General features: G+C 43.3%; 14 protein-coding genes, 1 pseudogene and 1 riboswitch. Of the genes and pseudogenes, 10 read left to right on the top strand and 5 right to left on the bottom strand.

The features are described 5' to 3' along the window. Positions 1-69: 69 nt before the first annotated feature. On the bottom strand, positions 70-501 hold the full coding sequence (locus tag ABHN01_RS04115) for a dual specificity protein phosphatase family protein (protein WP_429874485.1): 432 nt from the start codon (positions 499-501) through the stop codon (positions 70-72). A gap of 350 nt (positions 502-851) precedes the next feature. Here ABHN01_RS04115 and ABHN01_RS04120 point away from each other — a divergent pair, with 350 nt between their 5' ends. Next, positions 852-1,256, top strand: a complete 405-nt coding sequence (locus ABHN01_RS04120) for a hypothetical protein (RefSeq protein ID WP_429874486.1) — start codon at positions 852-854, stop codon at positions 1,254-1,256. Positions 1,257-1,426: 170 nt separating this feature from the next. On the opposite strand, the pseudogene ABHN01_RS04125 reads toward ABHN01_RS04120, so the two are convergent. Beyond that, positions 1,427-1,640, bottom strand: a pseudogene (locus ABHN01_RS04125) (succinate--CoA ligase subunit alpha); the annotation flags it as partial. A gap of 147 nt (positions 1,641-1,787) precedes the next feature. Continuing rightward, complete coding sequence (locus ABHN01_RS04130; RefSeq protein ID WP_429874487.1) at positions 1,788-2,753, bottom strand: D-2-hydroxyacid dehydrogenase; 966 nt, start codon at positions 2,751-2,753, stop codon at positions 1,788-1,790. Positions 2,754-2,957: 204 nt separating this feature from the next. On the opposite strand from ABHN01_RS04130, the gene ABHN01_RS04135 reads away from it, so the two are divergent. Together ABHN01_RS04135 and ABHN01_RS04140 are read left to right on the top strand one after the other, a co-directional pair. Next, positions 2,958-4,289: a TIGR00366 family protein gene (locus ABHN01_RS04135; protein ID WP_429874488.1), complete on the top strand. Its 1,332-nt coding sequence runs from the start codon at positions 2,958-2,960 to the stop codon at positions 4,287-4,289. A gap of 180 nt (positions 4,290-4,469) precedes the next feature. Further along, positions 4,470-5,240 (top strand): putative protein N(5)-glutamine methyltransferase, encoded by a 771-nt coding sequence (locus tag ABHN01_RS04140; RefSeq protein ID WP_429874607.1) that lies wholly within the window; start codon positions 4,470-4,472, stop codon positions 5,238-5,240. A gap of 64 nt (positions 5,241-5,304) precedes the next feature. Here ABHN01_RS04140 and ABHN01_RS04145 read toward each other — a convergent pair whose 3' ends face one another. Then, on the bottom strand, positions 5,305-6,180 hold the full coding sequence (locus ABHN01_RS04145; RefSeq protein WP_429874489.1) for a thermonuclease family protein: 876 nt from the start codon (positions 6,178-6,180) through the stop codon (positions 5,305-5,307). A gap of 276 nt (positions 6,181-6,456) precedes the next feature. Between ABHN01_RS04145 and ABHN01_RS04150 the strand changes: the two genes are divergently transcribed. Beyond that, positions 6,457-6,690, top strand: a complete 234-nt coding sequence (locus ABHN01_RS04150) for a hypothetical protein (protein ID WP_429874490.1) — start codon at positions 6,457-6,459, stop codon at positions 6,688-6,690. On the opposite strand, the gene ABHN01_RS04155 is transcribed toward ABHN01_RS04150, so the two are convergent. Continuing rightward, positions 6,677-7,507 (bottom strand): alpha/beta hydrolase, encoded by an 831-nt coding sequence (locus tag ABHN01_RS04155; protein WP_429874491.1) that lies wholly within the window; start codon positions 7,505-7,507, stop codon positions 6,677-6,679. The two genes, ABHN01_RS04150 and ABHN01_RS04155, sit on opposite strands and share 14 nt — an antisense overlap. Positions 7,508-7,646: 139 nt before the next feature. Continuing rightward, positions 7,647-7,753, bottom strand: a riboswitch (SAM riboswitch). A 216-nt stretch (positions 7,754-7,969) separates the two neighbouring features. On the opposite strand from ABHN01_RS04155, the gene ABHN01_RS04160 reads away from it, so the two are divergent. From ABHN01_RS04160 to ABHN01_RS04185, 6 genes are all read left to right on the top strand, one after another. Further along, positions 7,970-8,947, top strand: coding sequence for a bile acid:sodium symporter family protein (locus ABHN01_RS04160; protein ID WP_429874492.1), 978 nt, complete (start codon positions 7,970-7,972; stop codon positions 8,945-8,947). Between the two features lie 581 nt (positions 8,948-9,528). Further along, positions 9,529-10,341, top strand: coding sequence for a GNAT family N-acetyltransferase (locus tag ABHN01_RS04165; RefSeq protein ID WP_429874493.1), 813 nt, complete (start codon positions 9,529-9,531; stop codon positions 10,339-10,341). A 142-nt stretch (positions 10,342-10,483) separates the two neighbouring features. After that, on the top strand, positions 10,484-12,625 hold the full coding sequence (locus ABHN01_RS04170) for a bifunctional glycosyltransferase/CDP-glycerol:glycerophosphate glycerophosphotransferase (RefSeq protein WP_429874494.1): 2,142 nt from the start codon (positions 10,484-10,486) through the stop codon (positions 12,623-12,625). Between the two features lie 299 nt (positions 12,626-12,924). Further along, complete coding sequence (locus ABHN01_RS04175) at positions 12,925-13,596, top strand: response regulator transcription factor (RefSeq protein WP_429874495.1); 672 nt, start codon at positions 12,925-12,927, stop codon at positions 13,594-13,596. Beyond that, on the top strand, positions 13,586-14,947 hold the full coding sequence (locus ABHN01_RS04180) for a sensor histidine kinase (protein ID WP_429874496.1): 1,362 nt from the start codon (positions 13,586-13,588) through the stop codon (positions 14,945-14,947). Before ABHN01_RS04175 ends, ABHN01_RS04180 begins: the two co-directional genes overlap by 11 nt. Positions 14,948-15,129: 182 nt before the next feature. Then, complete coding sequence (locus ABHN01_RS04185) at positions 15,130-17,145, top strand: LTA synthase family protein (protein ID WP_429874497.1); 2,016 nt, start codon at positions 15,130-15,132, stop codon at positions 17,143-17,145. Positions 17,146-17,189: the final 44 nt, after the last annotated feature.

Raw genomic sequence — 17,189 nt, forward strand, 5'->3', positions numbered from 1 at the left:
TTATGGGTGCCACTACATGGGTGCCAGGCACCGTCGTTACATAAGTGTGTAATTGCGGTGCCAGGCACCTTAATGATGTTTTAGATAAACATCGTATATTTTTAGCAGCTCCATGTAGTTCGGAGGGGGATCCAAATCAGGTTTTCGCTGCCGCACCACTGCAAGTGCCTGAGCAAGCCCCAAGTTAAATCTCTGCATAAAAAAGGCGGCTATGAAAAAGCCCAAACGCTGATAACCTGCTTTATCATGAACGAGAATATGGTGGCCTGAATCAAGCAATTGATTCATTTGGTCCATCATTTTTACCACCCATGGGATATCCGGAGCATGATACAGCGTCAACGGGGCCCAAATCATTACCCGGCCAGAAAAGTCGAACGGAGGATGATCAGGAGTTGTTCTCAGGTTAATGATGGCTGTGATATGCTGTTGAATAAATCCCCAATCCTCACTCTTTATAAGACCCCCGATATACAGTTTGCCTGGAATCATTTCTACCATAGTTCATCTCCTAGTTCAGCCCTGTTACTGTATGTATATTTCAGACTGCAGCCATGAGGAACAAAGTTTTTCGGGCGGGGTGCCTGGCACCCAAAATAAATAGGTGATCGTATTATTTTAGTAGCACTTGTCCTATAGCCGAATATGCTAGACAGTGAAGGATGCAAGTAATTTTCTTCGGCTATTTTCAGTGAACAAACAGGTCGCTTGGACAAGCTTGCATCCATTCGGAAACTCAAATTTATAGGAAAGTTAGGGATATGATGTTCGAGTATGAAACGGGCGAAATGAATGAGATGAGCAATACGTGCAATTCATGCAGTGGCAATACGGAAAATGGGGGCGATGTTATGGGCACCATGATGAATGAAGAGATATTTGAAATCGGCGCCAATTGTCTGCTGGTGATTGGGCACCGCTTCTTCGCTGTCGTAGAAATAGAGTCGGAGGTTCCAGGTGTCGATTTGGAAGTGTTTGTGATCATCCGTATTGATGAAGAAACCGCAATACGACTTCGTAATGCAGGATTGGAATTATGTGAAGTCGTGAATAGAATTCCGGAAGCAACAGAGGATGTAACTGTAGAGTTTAAATGTATTTTTATCAATAAAAACAAGGCGTTTGCATTGTTTGATGTAGAAGATGGATTTGACCGGGCAGTATTTGTGAGAATTTCCTTAGATGAGGCGAGAGAACTGATCAGGATGGGCGCGCCGCAGTGCACCGTTGTTGATGCTCGAGAACATCATCATTAAAAAGGAGGTGCCAGGCACCACTCATTACACAAGTGTGTAATGGCGGTGCCTGGCACCTATCCGTTTGTTTACTTCTTCGCCGCGTCGATAATACGGCCCTCAATTTGAGGATCTACCGTTTTGATTTTTGCTACATAATCTCTTAGGTTTTCCCAATCAGAGAAACCGGCCTGGCCGCCAATAAAGCCTACCACTGGTTTTGCCATGTTGGCTTTGATCCACTCCGCAGCTTCCTCTTCAGCACTGCCGCCAATTTCGCCACTCATGATGACCGCATAGGTCTCCGGATCTTCATAACGCTCTAAGGACGTCAATGAAATTCGTCCCGTTGACAGCGTTGGACTGGCTGATTCCCGCCTGTGACATCGTCATCTGCATCACGGAACACATCCCCGTATTGAATATGTTAAAAGTCAGAAGATACATGAGAGGCAAAAGTGGATTGCCGCTCCTTCCTTAAAATTGGAAACAAGTTGCGATACGCTGTGTTCATTTCTTACGATAGGAAAGGTGAAAGAAATATCAACACTGTTAATAGCCTTTCGTGTAATCCACCTTGTTGATGGAAGGAGACTCTCCCTTCACATAATGCCTTAAATTAGGAATCAGGATGTCCTCGATCACCCGCTGGTCGTAGTATTGAGTGGAGCCGGCGGTATGAGGAGTGATAATGACATTTTCCATTTCCCATAGCGGGCTGTTGTCCCCGAGCGGTTCGGTCTCGAACACATCCAGGCCGGCTCCTGCAATCTCACCACTTTTCAAAGCCTGGACGAGATCTTCTTCGACCACGATATCACCGCGTCCTATATTAATGAAGAAAGCGGACTCCTTCATAAGCTGGAACTCCTTTTGGCCAAGAAGCCGATGAGTCTCTTTCGTTAGCGGCAGTGTCACCACGACATAGTCGCATTGTGGTAGCAGGTCATGCAGCTGACTGGAGGAATACATTGTATCGATGTATTCTTCCGGCTTTCCGGAGTGGCGCATTCCCAGTACCGTCATGCCGAACGCCTTGGCGATCTTGGCGGTTTCTTTTCCGATGGCACCAGTACCGAGGATACCGATGGTCTTTCCATGGATCTCAAGTTTAAGATTGGAATGGTCCCAAGTTTTTGACTGTTGGTTGCGTACATAGGTGTGAATCTTGCGTGTTAGCCCGAGCATGAGAGCAAAAATGGTCTCAGAGATCGGGTGGGCATGTACCCCGTTGGCGCTGGTGAGGTGCACATTGTGGCTTGAAAGCTTCTCTAACGGAAGGCTGTTCACCCCGGCACTCCATGTTTGAATCCACGTTAGAGGTGAGTCCTCTTTGTTAATCGTGTATTCCTCCATCCCTTTTTTCCATCCGGCGATCACTTCAGCATCAGGTGCTTCCTTTTGCCAGATCTCCTTATCCCTGCCGGTGACGATGGTCCATTCCGGTATCACCTCTTGTATTTTTTCCACATAAGAAGAATCCACATTTTGAGCGATCAGCAGTTTTCGAGCCGTCATCCTATCCCATCCTATCTATGTATTTTCATTTAGTTTAACAGAAGGAGGAGAATTTTTGTGGTGCCAGGCACCGCGTTTTGACACTTGTGTAATCGCGGTGACTGGCACCAAAATAGGATAAAAGACAGACAGGATTTTTACATCGTTTAGATGAATGCTTATTCAGTGTACTTTTAAAAAGTTCAATATTAATAGGAGGAAGAAATGAAAGCGCTATCGAACTTCTTTACTGCCCTTGTACAAAGGTTTTTGCCTGATCCGTTTGTTTTTGCTTTGATTCTCACCATCATTCTATTTTTGTCAGGCGTTATTTTTACCCATCACAGTCCGATTGAAATGGTCGGGTTCTGGGGATCGGGTTTCTGGAATCTCCTGGCTTTTGCGATGCAGATGGCTCTTGTCCTGGTGACAGGGCATGCTCTTGCGAGTTCGCCACTTATTAAAAAATGGATGGTTAAGCTAGCCAGCCTTGCGAAAACGCCAGCTCAAGGCGTTATTCTGGTTACGCTCGGTTCTGGGCTCGCTTGCTTTATCAACTGGGGGTTCGGACTCATTGTCGGTGCTCTGTTCGCAAAGGAGGTGGCCAAGCGGATTCCGGGTTCGGATTATCGTTTCCTGATTGCCTGTGCGTATATCGGATTCCTCACCTGGCACGGAGGACTATCAGGATCTATACCGCTTGTAGCCGTAACTCCGGGAAATCCGATGGAAAAAACGGCGGGGCTAATCCCGCTCACGGATACTATTTTTACAAGCTATAACTTGTTTATTACGCTCGCGCTGCTCATCATCCTGCCCATCATGACAAGGCTAATGATGCCGACTGGAAGAGATGTGATCGGCATTGATCCGAAGATTTTGGCGGAGGACGAGGCTTCTGCAGCAACGGCGATCGCCCCGGCTGAAGTAAAACGCACGTTTGCCGTGACGATGGAAAACAGCAGAATCCTCAGCCTGGCTATCGCTGTGCTTGGCTACTCGTACATCGTCTATTACATAGTGGAGAATGGTTTTAAGATTGATATTAATACCGTTAACCTGCTGTTCTTTACGACAGGCCTTCTTCTGCACGGCACACCGCTGTCTTATATGAACGCGGTTGCCAATGCAGCAAAAGGGACGGCAGGCATTTTAATTCAGTTTCCGTTCTATGCAGGGATCCAAGGGATGATGGAGCTGTCAGGCCTGGGAGGTATGATCACCAACACGTTTATCTCGGTTTCCAACCCGTCCACCTTCCCGTTCTTTGCATTTTTGAGCTCAGGTTTTGTTAACTTCTTCGTGCCGTCCGGCGGAGGGCACTGGGTCGTACAGGGGCCGTTCATCATGCCGGCCGCAGAGCAGCTCGGCGTCGATCCTGGCATCGCAGCGATGGCGATCGCCTACGGTGAAGCATGGATGAATATGGCGCAGCCGTTCTGGGCGCTGCCGGCACTGGCTATCGCAGGCCTGGGTGCCAGGGACATCATGGGATACTGCGTGACCACCCTTCTTGTATCGGGTGTCATCTTCACGATTGGGCTGTCGTTCTTTTAAGGTAGTGGCGTGCCCGTTTGGCGTGCCAGGCACCGCCATTACACAAGTGTGTAATCGTGGTGCCTGGCACCAAAATAATAGCACCAAAATAATAGCACCAAAATAATGGCACCAAAATAATGGCACCAAAATAAAACTAAAGAGGTAAAACACGTGAATGTAGATCTTTCAAAAGATACCATGTTTTCCACGGTTGTCTTCAGGCTAAGGAGTGCTGGCTGTGTTTATGCCGAGGAAGAGGCCCGGCTGCTTATGGATGAGGCGGAAACACCAGCACAGCTGGATGCTATGATAAACGAGCGAATGGCAGGTTATCCTCTCGAACAAATCGTTGGCTGGGCAGAGCTATGCGGTTTCCGCATCGAAGTGGACCCTGATGTTTTTGTCCCGCGGCGCCGAACAGAGTTCCTGGTTGCCCAAGCAGCAAATATTATACGGCCGGGAGATATTGCCGTTGATCTTTGCTGCGGATCAGGTGCTGTAGGTGCAATACTTGCAGCCAGCCATGAAGACATCCAGCTGTACGCTTCAGACATTGATCCCAAAGCGGTTCAGTGCGCTCGCCGAAATATTGATGCTTTAGGTGGCCATGCATATCAAGGTGACTTATACGAACCTCTCCCAGAAACCCTCCGCGGCTCCGTTAATGTTCTGGTTGCAAATGCTCCCTACGTACCGACGGATGCGATCGGGTTGCTGTCTGCTGAGGCCCGTCTCCACGAGGACCGAATAGCACTGGACGGCGGTAAGGACGGCCTCGACATCCAGAGGAGGGTGGCTGCTGGTGCGCCAAACTGGCTGGCACCTGGAGGCTATCTTCTGGTGGAGACCAGTGACCGGCAGGCACCGCTATCTCTAGCAACTTTTACTGAAATCGGATTGTTGTCAAGGGTGGTCCGCTCCAGTGAACTTGAATCAACGGTTGTGATGGGCATGAAACCAAAAACCTAAAATGAAAATAAAAAGCCGCATCAGGAGTAAACAGCTGATGCGGCTCTTACCTTTTTAACACTGATTAACGCTGTGATTTTCGATAACCTGCTTTTTGAGCTTCAGCCTCGGAGCAGAACATGACCTCGGCTTTCGTCCGGTCATAGTATTCTCCGCCAGGCATGTGGTAGATACCCGATTGGTTTCCTTTAATGTTGCAGCTGCCTTTTGGTTCCTCAGATGTTTTTCCTTGATTGCCCTGATTGTTTGCTTGTGAACTCCCTCCAGAAACCGTTCCGTTTGCTCGGCTGTCTTTCGCTTTTGCATGGAATCCGTCTTGTTGGGCGTAGTTCTCGATCGACCATATTCCGATCCCTGCTTTTTGAGCTTTTTTCTGTGTGGCACGGAACTGATCAACGTATTTCGTGTTCGGCGGGTATACATATGCCACACGGGCAAGGCCTTTTTCCAGGAGCAGCTGGTTAAAGTTTTGCTTGCCGATCCATATGTAAGCGAGCAGTCTTCCATATTTATCGCGCTCCGAAACGTCCAGCTCCACACCGACTTTTTTGCCGGTCAACTGTGATTTCGTAAATTTAGAGCTTTCCGGTCCGAATGGCTGAACACCAAGCCTCGGGTGTTTTGTTTCAGGTGAATCGATGAGAAGCATGCGAATACGTTCTTTTTTTCCATTCCTAAGCTTTACGTCCAATGTATCGCCGTCAATCACATATGTAACGGTAGCCGGGATGCCATTTACTGCGTTTTGTCCTGTGGCGGTATTGGTTTTAACATTATTTGACGAAGGGTTTTCTTGTTTGGCCGCAGGATCATCTGCATTGTTGCCCGGATTTGTGCTTGTTTGGGCTGAATTAGGCGATTGGGCACATCCTGAGCTAAAGACGGCGGTAAGCAGCAGAATGATTAGTCCAGTTAGAATTCCATTTGATTTTGTTTTCAAGTTGATCTCCCCTTATGTTTTAAAACGTTCAAGATGGGCAGCGGGTCCGATTAAAAATACAAAAGCTATTATACTACGATATGGAATGGAGAAGAACAATATGGTTAAGTTTAGCGGCTCTTTTGAATAAGAAATAAAAAAAGGGGTTTTTGTATGCAGGGTGAATGTAAAACTCTGGGATGAAAGTATTGCGATGGGAAGGCAGAAAGCGCAAAATTCAAATACATAGAGGATGTGAAGGATTGAGCAAAACTAGTAGCTGAGGTCATTCTGCTGATGCTCAGCTTGATTTATGTAGTAGCACGAGTCACGCAAAAAGCATTGTATTTAGACAGGTTTTCGGTAAATGCTGAAAATCCCGTGCGTTTTCATTGGAATACAATTGGTATCAACACAGGCTTTATTAAAGAGGATCCAGGATCGGTCTATTATATTTGGATCACACCGGTCTACATCGCCGTACTGCTTGCCCTCCTCTTAACGATCATGGCTGTTGTCAAGAGGAAATAGAAGTAAGGGTGCCAGGCACCTTCAAAGGAGAAGAACTCTTAGTGAGCCAGGCGGTGGTCGCAGCAATCAACTTATTGAAGTGAGGGATGGAAGAAAACGTATGGTTAGCTCCTTTAATGAGATGAATGTTGCTGTTTCCACAGGCTCTTTTTCGTGTTTTCTCAAAAAATTCACTGCAATAATGGGCCGAAATGTCTTTGTCATCTGTACCATGAACAAGCAGCACGTCACCGGTAAATCGGGAAAGCTGATCTAACGGGTGAAACTTTTTAAGCGACTGCATGAATGTTGTGGTCAGGGAATAACCCAAGTGATCCACATACCCTTTAATAAATAAGTTGCTGTATTCTTCTTGTCCAATGATTTTTACGATATCTTCAAACGGTTTTCCTACCGCCGACCAGAGGATCAACCGTTTTACCCGTTCGTCGCGGTCTGCAGAGTGTACGGCGACCGCGCCTCCAAGGCTATGGCCGAGCAGCGTGATTTGATCGGGATCAATGCCAGGCAGCTGCAGGGCAAAGCTGACAGCAGCATGGGTCTGGTCAATCAAGTCTTTAAAGCAATGTTCACCATAGTTTCCTTCGCTTTCTCCGCATCCCGCATAATCAAACCGAATGACTACAAATTGATTTTTTGAAAGGTGCTGAGCGGTTTTAACAAACAAGCGATCTACTCCGATCCGATTGCTTGTAAACCCATGGCAAATAACAACGACTGGCCGCTTGGATCGCTCTTTGCCTACGGGGGAATCTGGATAATGTACAGTTGCAGTCAGCTTTTTTCCTTTCCAGTGGATACAGTCATGCTTTTCCATATGACCAACTCCTTAAATTTCAGTTTTTATAAATAACTATTCTTATCTATTTACTTGGAATTAGGATGTTAAAGAACCCCTTCCTATGTTCACTGAAACATAAGAAGGGGTTGAAGAGACCGAAGAATGATCAACACAATTCTTATCTTCCAAGCAACTCGGCTTGTTGAAATTGGCACAGTGCTCTAAAAGAGTCTGTTGCCGAGGTTTCTCAGGGTCAATTCCCTCCACCTCTCTTGATAAGAAGTATATAATTTTATTTAATGTAAAATAAATTTAAAAGTTTGTCAATTGGAAAATCCTAAATTGGGACAACTCATTCAAACCGGTATGTATACATCCTATGCTATTTTTTTATTTTGGTGCTATTATTTTGGTGCCTGGCACCAAAATCTAAAATATTTTATACTGTAAATTAATAAACTGTTAGAGTAATAGACTTAGACCGGAAGAAGGATAAATGTGATAGAAAAAATAAACCAACAGCTTGAAAGATGGATGCCATTTATTACACCCGCAAGTGTCATCCTAGGAATTTTGCTTACGAACGAACTGAAGAGCTGGCTTTTTTTAGTCCCATGGATCTTTTCATTCATGACATTTTCAGGTAGTTTAGCATCTAATTTCAATCATCTCCGCCATACACTTTCCCGGCCGTTGCCCATACTGACAGCACTTATCATCCTGCATATCGTGATGCCGATGTGGGCATGGGGAGTCGGACACATTGCGTTTTCCTCTGATACTCATACCATCACCGGACTTGTATTGGCAATGGTTATACCGTGCGGCGTGACAAGCAGCATATGGGTGTCCATCTATAGAGGCAACAGTACCCTCGCGCTTTCCATTATATTGATTGATACACTGTTATCACCGATCGTCGTTCCTTATAGCCTGGCGCTATTTGTTGGAGAGACCGTTTCCATTGATGAATGGTCCATGGTAAAGGACTTGCTGATTATGATCGTTATTCCGTCTGTCATCGGCATGCTGCTGAATCATTGGACAAAAGGAAAGATAAAAAACACGTTTGGCAAACGAATTTCGCCTGTTTCTAAAATCTGCATGAGTGTTGTGGTCGCCATCAATGCTTCGGTAGCTACCCCCTATTTGGTCCATGTGAACGGCAAACTTTTGTTGATTGGCTTGTTCGTTCTGTTTATTGCGGCCAGCGGATACTTAATATGCTGGCTGACCGGTATGTTTTTTGGTTGGAAAAGAGAAACGGTCATAGCCCTTGTTTTCAGTGGAGGGATGCGTAATATTAGCGCCGGTTCTGTTATTGCGCTCACCTACTTTTCACCGGTAACTGCAGTACCTGTTGTTGTCGGGATGCTGTTTCAGCAGATCCTGGCCTCCGTTTATGGCCATGTGTTAGCAAAACACTACGGCAGGCACGATGTTCATCCTAAAGAGAGCAGGAAGGCCGCTGTATAGTCAAAAGCTGGTGCCAGGCACCGTCATTACACATGTGTGTAAACGCGGTGCCTGGCACCAGTTTGCTCATTTCCCTTTCTTAACGGATAGGATGAAACGTACCAGCAATGTTTCGAGCTGCTCATCCTTTATCTTTTTTGTGTTGAAATGCTGGTGAATCTGTTTTTTTAGCACGTCACTGGTCATCACCATTCTCCTTTCCTCTTTGTTTTCCTACTTTTTCTTCCCTTTGAACAATATCCCTGCTTGTTGTCGAAAGAAGGGGTAATATGTCTTATGCGCTATATGTAGTGGGTCCATTTATTATGATTTTATTACCATACTTGCTTGAATATATTTCCTGATTTTTGAAGGATTAAACATGAAATTAATAAAATTGAAGGAAACGAGAGTTTGAGTGGGGGGTTCCTTTTTCAGCCCTTTTTTTATGAAAGCATGCTAAACTGATTGTATACATGAATTACCAATATAAGGGGGGGATTTGATACGGAACGAATCAAAATCGCCTTGTCGCCTTTCAGTTTTAAGAGTTGATACTAATAAAGTGAAAAATTCTTAAAACAAAGGAGAACAATCAAGTCATGATTTATGAATTGCCTCGTGAACAATACGCTAATATAAAGAAACTGTTTAAAGAGCAAAAGCATCATCCCGTATTACAGGGAGTCATTTCAGGAATAAACCGCGGAAAGATCTTTGTCGATGATGTTGAAACGCCGTCCACCACATTAGTCTGGGCGTTTAATGAGATGTTTTATCTGGCAGGAGACTGTACAAACCATGCATTCAACTCCTGTCTGCAGCCATTTATAGCGGATGTTATAAAGTCACAAGCCTTGGAAGTTGGTGAGCAAGACTTCAATCTTGAAGTCTATCCTTCTGAACTGTGGCAGGACGTGATCCCATCTATTTTTCCTGTGGGATTAAAAGTCGGTGAGCGGGTGCCTTTCAAGTTTCACCCAGAGCAATTTTCATCTTTTAGACTTAATCCCTTGCCTGAAGATTATCGAGTGCTGAGAATTACTCCACAGTTGCTTTTCTTGGATTCTCAACAGATCATCAGTAAATTCTGGAGTTCAGAGGAAGCATTCTTTTTACATGGGCTGGGATGGGCTGCTCTCCATGGCAACAAAATCATTGGCACATGTATAAGTGTATTTGCTTGTGGAGATGACCTGGAGATTGGCATCCATGTTTATGACACATCACATCGGGGCAAAGGGCTCGCAACGTGTATGGCTCATGGCATGATCACTGATTGCATGACCATGGGGATTTCCCCTCATTGGACAACGGAAAGCTTTAGGTATGATTCCATCGTTATTGCACAAAAGCTTGGTTTTGAAAGGCTTCCTAATTATCAAGTGTACTATCTTCCCTATAACTATTTTTAATGGAGCCAGCAATCATTGCTGGTTTTTTAATGTTTATATCGACACATTTGTCGATGTTTAGGAATTTTATGGTATAATCATGGATATTATTTCAATTTTTGGAACTATTAGAATGAACGTTGAAAAAACATTTCCATGATGTATGGCTGTAGAAGGAGGGGGAATAATCATCAAAAAGGTATCTGTTATTATTCCAATCTATAATACGAAAGAATTTTTACCAGAGTGCCTGAATTCGGTAATCAACCAGACGTACCCCAATTTAGAGATATTGCTTATAAATGACGGTTCTGATAAACCATGCCGTAAAGTGATCATGGAATACGCAAAAAAGGACGATCGTATAAGCGTTATCCATTCTACAGAACGAAAAGGCGTCGGGGCCGCCAGAAATGCAGGGCTGGATACTGCAACAGGTGATTATGTTTACTTCTTGGATAGTGATGATTATCTGCCTTTGACCACTATTCAGCTCCTGACCGAAAGTATTGGGCAGTACAGCATGCTATCCGGAAGAGTAAAGAAGATTACCTTTAAAGTAGAAGCCGATCTCCCTGAGCGCACACATAAAGTTTTAGAAAATCGGAACAAAGACCGCTTGTTTAGAAATAATTCGGTACTCAACCGATTAATTTCACTTCATTTTATACATAGCCACAACCTCAGATTTACTGAGGAGGTGGAGTGCTATTCAGACATTTCTTTCCTGATACCCGCCATGATTTATTTAGATCGATGTCCTTATTTAACGGACTGTCTTTATTATAAGAGGGTCAGGAACGATCCGATCACTAACCCAGCGCTCTCCCAGCTCGAAAGGGATAAAAAGGTTGGTGATTTTTTGCGGATCTATAATGATATGAAAGACTGTTATGGCAATCATGCAGCGGCGTCCAATTTTCTTGATCAGCAGTTTCTAAATTATTACCGCCGATCGGTCATCATGCTTCTTGCGGATCGAAAGCAGGTTGAGCAAACCTTTAACAAAGCTTCAATATCAGCAAAAAAAGTAAACCCCCGATCGATGAAGAAGTTAAATATACTTGTAAAAGCTGAGGTGGATCAGCTGAAAAAAGAGAGGAAGGCCATCTTTAGCGGATTAATTAAGCTTCACCATTTTCTTTATAATGCAGCAGGAGCCATCAGAAGCAAGCGCAAAATATTTTTAGTTCTTTATCGAAGCCTATTTATTCGGCTGCCCTTAAAAGAAAAAACGGTGGTTTTTGAAAGCTTTTTAGGAAAAAACTACTCTGACAGCCCAAAATATATTTATGAAGAAATGCTAAAAAGTAAAAAGGGGTATAAATTTGTCTGGATCTTTAATGAAAAAAGGAAAATACCGGGTAACGCAAGACAGGTAAAGCGTTTCAGCCTGGCTTACTATTATTATCTGGCTACTTCTAAATACTGGGTCAGCAATTCGAGACTCCCGATGCATCTTGATAAAAGGCCCGGAAACATCTATTTGCAGACATGGCATGGAACCCCTTTAAAGCGGCTTGTTTTTGATATGAATGATGTATATTCTGCGAATCCAGATTATAAAAAGCATTTTTATAAGCAGTCAAGAAGATGGGATTATTTGATAGCGGCTAACCAATATTCATCTGAAATTTTCAGAAGCGCCTTTAAATATGAAAAAGAGATGCTGGAGTTCGGCTATCCCCGCAATGACATTTTGCATGATGCGGATCGCGAAGAAAAAGCACAGCAAGTGAAACCTCAGCTTGGCCTTCCTTTGGATAAGAAGGTAATTCTTTATGCTCCAACATGGCGTGATGATGATTATTATGAATCTGGAAAGTATAAATTTCAGTTAAGACTGGATCTGGAGGAGATGAAGCAAAGGCTAGGCGATGAATATGTGATCCTTTTGCGCATGCATTATTTTATTGCGGACAACATTGATACGGCAGGAGCAGAAGGTTTTGCCTATAACTTCTCCAAGCACAATGATATTGCAGAGCTGTATTTGATTTCAGACTTGTTAATTACGGATTATTCGTCGGTATTTTTCGATTACGCGAATTTACAGCGTCCTATTCTTTTTTATACTTATGATTTGGAAAAATACCGGGACACGCTTAGAGGGTTTTATATTGATATGGAAAAAGAAGTTCCAGGACCGCTTTTAAGAGACAGCAGTGAGGTCATCAGCTCGATTAAAAACATAGATATAGTAAAGAAGCAGTATAAAGAAAACTATGATCGGTTTTACGATAAATATTGCAGCTGGGAAAATGGCAATGCAACGCAGCGAGTGATAGAAAGGGTTTTTAAATAAGGTATAACAAGGGGCCGGTGAATTACCCGGCTTTTTTTTTATGTAAGGTCTGGACGAGAGGTGAGAAAAAAGGTATACTCTAAATAAGAACAAATGTTCGTTTTATAATTCATATTATTCCTCAGAATTAATCCCTTGTAAAGACCTATTTTAAAAATTTCCCCATCTTTCTTTTGACTTCTAACATTAAATATTAGGAAATTATGTGAAATCAGCAGGGATTTCAGTCTTCCATGAAGTAATTGTGCTATCATCAATTGTTGAACTCAGTGACTAAGCTGAAAGGAGTCTGCTTTGACATGAACGTTCTGGTAGCGGAAGACGACTTGCATCTCGGAAAGTTAATTGTCCATATGCTGAAAAAAAACAAATATCATGTGGAGTGGGTATCAAATGGCGACGATGCCTATGACACCGCGCTGGCAACTGATTTTGACATTGTCATTCTGGATTGGATGATGCCTGGCCAAAACGGACTGGAAGTGTGCAGGCGTTTAAGATCAAAGGGCTATTCTCAAGCGATCTTAATGCTCACGGCAAAGGACTCCGTGCAGGACCGGATTCATGGGCTCGATGCAGGAGCCGACGATTACCTCGTCAAACCGTTTGAGATTGACGAGCTCCTTGCCAGGCTTAGAGCTTTGTCGCGCCGGAATTTTGCTCCTATTGTGGAGGAGAAGGCCGTTCTTTATGATATTGTTTTGAATCGTACAAGCTATAAAGTGAATTCAGCAAAGCGGGAGATTCAGCTGACACCGAGAGAATTTCAGCTCTTTGATCTTCTTGTGCGCAATAGGGGTCAAGTGCTCCCGAGGGAAACCATTCTTGACCGAGTATGGGGCATAGATGCAGATGTATCGGCGAAAACAGTGGACGCCACTGTAAAGCTTCTCCGCAAAAAACTGGGAAAGCTCACTAAAAAAGAGATCATTGAAAGTGTCCGCGGAGTGGGGTATCGCCTTGAAAACTAGCCTTTATTCCCGCTGGAATCTGTTAAAAAACCTGAACCTCATCAGCCGTACCCAATGGCGGCTGACGATGATTTATACCGGCATCCTGATGCTGTTTTTAATTCTTTTTATGGTCATCGTTTATTTTTTGCTTTATGGAGTGATTGTCAGCAGCCAGGAGGATCAGCTGAAAAAACTCGTGGATCAGGAAGTAACGGTCATCAAACAAAAACTGATAAAAGGAAAAACGCCTTCCATACAAAACTTTGTGATGCTTTCTGATGAGCAGTTCTTCTATTACGTGGTCGATGCGAAAGGCAATCTTCTGACGGGCGATGAGCTTTATCATCATCTTCGCCCGAAGCTGTATCGAGAGCTGGAAGGATGGAATCCAGACCCCAAAGAGATTCGCTATGAGAACCTAGATATCTCCTATTTTGTTCCCTGGAAAGAGAATCCGAACAAGCGGAACATTGATTTAATGATGGCAGGACGCAAAATATATAAAGGAAATCAATTCATTGGTATTTTATATGTAGGGAAAAGCATATCCAATAGAGTAGAACTTTTTGACTGGCTATTGAATATTTTTGCCATTTTGCTTATTTTCTTTTCCTTTGTCGCCTTTTTTATCAGCTATTTTATGTCGAAGCGAGCGATGTCGCCGATCATTAAATCGTATATGAAACAGCGCGAATTTGCTGCGGATGCGTCACATGAACTGCGAACGCCATTAAGCGTTATTTTATCGTCAATTAATGCATTGGAGATGGAAAAGCAGCTTCAGGAGGATGAATTTTCAAACTCCGTACTCTCCAATATGAAATATGAAGTGAAGAGGATGATTAAGCTGGTAGGAGATTTGCTCACATTGGCCCGTTCCGATGCGGAAAATACGAAGTTGCGAAAAGAAGTGTTCGATCTTCACGAGCTTTCAAAAAAAGTGGTTCATTCGGTTGAAACTCTTGCGGATGAAAAACGTATAACATTAAAGCTGAACGCACCTGCTAAGCTTTTTGTGTACGGGAACAGTGAGCGGCTGGATCAGCTTCTTTACATTCTGCTGGAGAATGCAATCAAGTATTCACCGGAAGAAGCAGAGGTTAAACTTGAAATTTCTCTGAAAAATGAAGATAAAAATAAAATGCTCGTTATATTGGTTGAGGATCAGGGTATAGGGATAAAGCCTGAAGAACGCGAACGGATATTTGAGCGTTTTTACCGTACGGATAAATCAAGGTCCAAACAGCTTGGAGGCCACGGTTTGGGGCTTGCGATTGCAAAATGGATCGTCGAATCTCACAGCGGCCGGATCCATGTTGAGGGCAAGTCCGGAAAAGGAAGCGTTTTTACAATTAAAATACCGCAATAATAAACGAAAACAACTGCTAGAGTAAGAAATTTTTAGGAAAAATAAATAAAAATAAAATTAAATCTTTGCTTTTCATCATATTTTCACTTTTGCTATTTATAATAAAATAGACTAAAATTTACAGGTGCGAAAAAAAGCAAATAGACAATTATGTTATAGAGGTACTAGAAGAGGTGAAAGAATTGAAAGGTCTTTTAAAAGCTGGCCAAAATGTTGTACAAAAGCATCTTGGTTTTTTCATTTTAGCTGTTGTTCTTTTTTGGCTAAAAACGTATACAGGCTATCTCGCTGAATTTAATCTTGGTATAGAAAATGGAATGCAGAAATTCTTGCTGCTGATTAACCCGATCAGTTCAGCTATTTTCTTTTTTGGGCTGGCTCTCTTTGCAAAAGGTAAAAGAGCCTACATCTGGACGATTGTCCTTAACTTTTTCCTTTCCTTTGTTTTATATGCAAACATCGTGTATTACCGATTTTTTAATGATTTCATCACGATGCCGACCCTTACTCAAACGAAAAACTTCGGGGATCTGGGAGGAAGCATCTGGGAACTGCTGAAGCCTTATGACCCGCTGTATTTTATTGATACCATCATTCTAACCGTTCTGGTGGCTGCAAAATTCATCAAACCGGAGCCGGTTCGAATGGCTCGCAAGAAAGTGCAGCTAGTGCTGGTTTCAGCGATTGCGCTGCTTATTATCAACATCGGTTTGGCGGAAACAGATCGTCCGCAGCTTTTGACGCGTACATTTGACCGCAACTACTTGGTGAAATACCTTGGAACATACAACTATGTGATTTATGATGCTATTCAAAGCATGCGTATTTCCGCGCAAAAAGCATCTGCAGATTCAAGTGATATGGGTGACGTCCTCAACTACAAAGACGCCAACTACGCTAAGCCTAATCCTGCTTACTTTGGCAAGGCGAAAGGCATGAATGTCATTTACATTCATCTGGAATCATTCCAGAACTTTTTGATCAACTACAAACTGAATGGTGAAGAAGTGACACCGTATTTAAACTCGTTCACAAAAGATAAAAATACGTTATACTTTGATAACTTTTTCCACCAAACAGGTCAAGGTAAAACATCAGATGCAGAATTCATGCTGGAAAATTCCATCTATGGACTTCCGCAAGGTTCAGTATTTACTACGAATGGGAATAACACGTTCCAGGCAGCACCTGCTATTTTAGGTCAAAAAGGTTATACTTCTGCAGTGTTCCACGGGAACTACAAAACATTCTGGAACCGTGATGAAACGTATAAATCTTTTGGTTATGACAAGTTCTTTGATGCAAGCCATTATCAGATGAAGGATGAAGATGTAGTTAACTACGGCCTCAAGGATAAACCATTCTTTAGAGAATCCATCCCAATGCTGAAAACATTGAAGGAACCGTTCTATACGAAATTTATTACGCTATCCAACCATTTCCCTTATCCGATCGATGAAGAAGAAGCTACCATTGGTCCGGATGATACAGGAGATGGATCAGTCGACCGTTATTTCCAGACAGCACGTTACCTGGATGAATCGATTAAAGAGTTTATGGATTACTTGAAATCTTCAGGGCTTTATGACCGCTCTGTCATTGTCATGTACGGTGACCATTATGGTATTTCTGAAAACCATAATGAGGCGATGGCCAAAGTTCTGGGCAAAGATCAAATTACTCCATACGACAATGCCCAATTGCAGCGAGTACCGTTCATGGTCCATGTTCCAGGGATTAAAGGCGGAGTACAGCACCAGTATGGCGGACAAGTCGATGTGCTTCCGACATTGCTTCACTTGCTCGGAATCGATACAAAAGAGTATGTCCAGTTTGGAACTGACTTGCTGTCCAAAGATCATCAACAAGTTGTTCCATTCCGTAACGGAAGCTTTGTGAGTCCAAAGGTTACCGCGATCAATGGAAAATACTTTGATACCAAAACTGGGCAACCGGTTAAAAAAGATCCGGAAATTCAGAAGGAACAGGAATTTGCCGAAAACTCACTCCAGCTTTCTGACAAAGTGGTTTACGGAGACCTGCTTCGCTTCTATACTCCACGTGATTTTAAACCGGTAGACCGTTCGAAATACGATTACAACTTCCGCGGTGAAGAAAAAAGTAAAGCAAAAACCGAAGGCGAAGGGCAACCAAAGCAGGAAGAAGCACCTGCAGGCCAGTCACAAGAGCAAAACTAAACAAGAAAGCATTGCCTGGAAACAGGCAGTGCTTTTTTGTTTAT

Origin of the sequence: Fictibacillus sp. NRS-1165, from assembly GCF_050468105.1 — a bacterium.
Taxonomy (GTDB): domain Bacteria; phylum Bacillota; class Bacilli; order Bacillales; family Fictibacillaceae; genus Fictibacillus_C; species Fictibacillus_C terrinigri.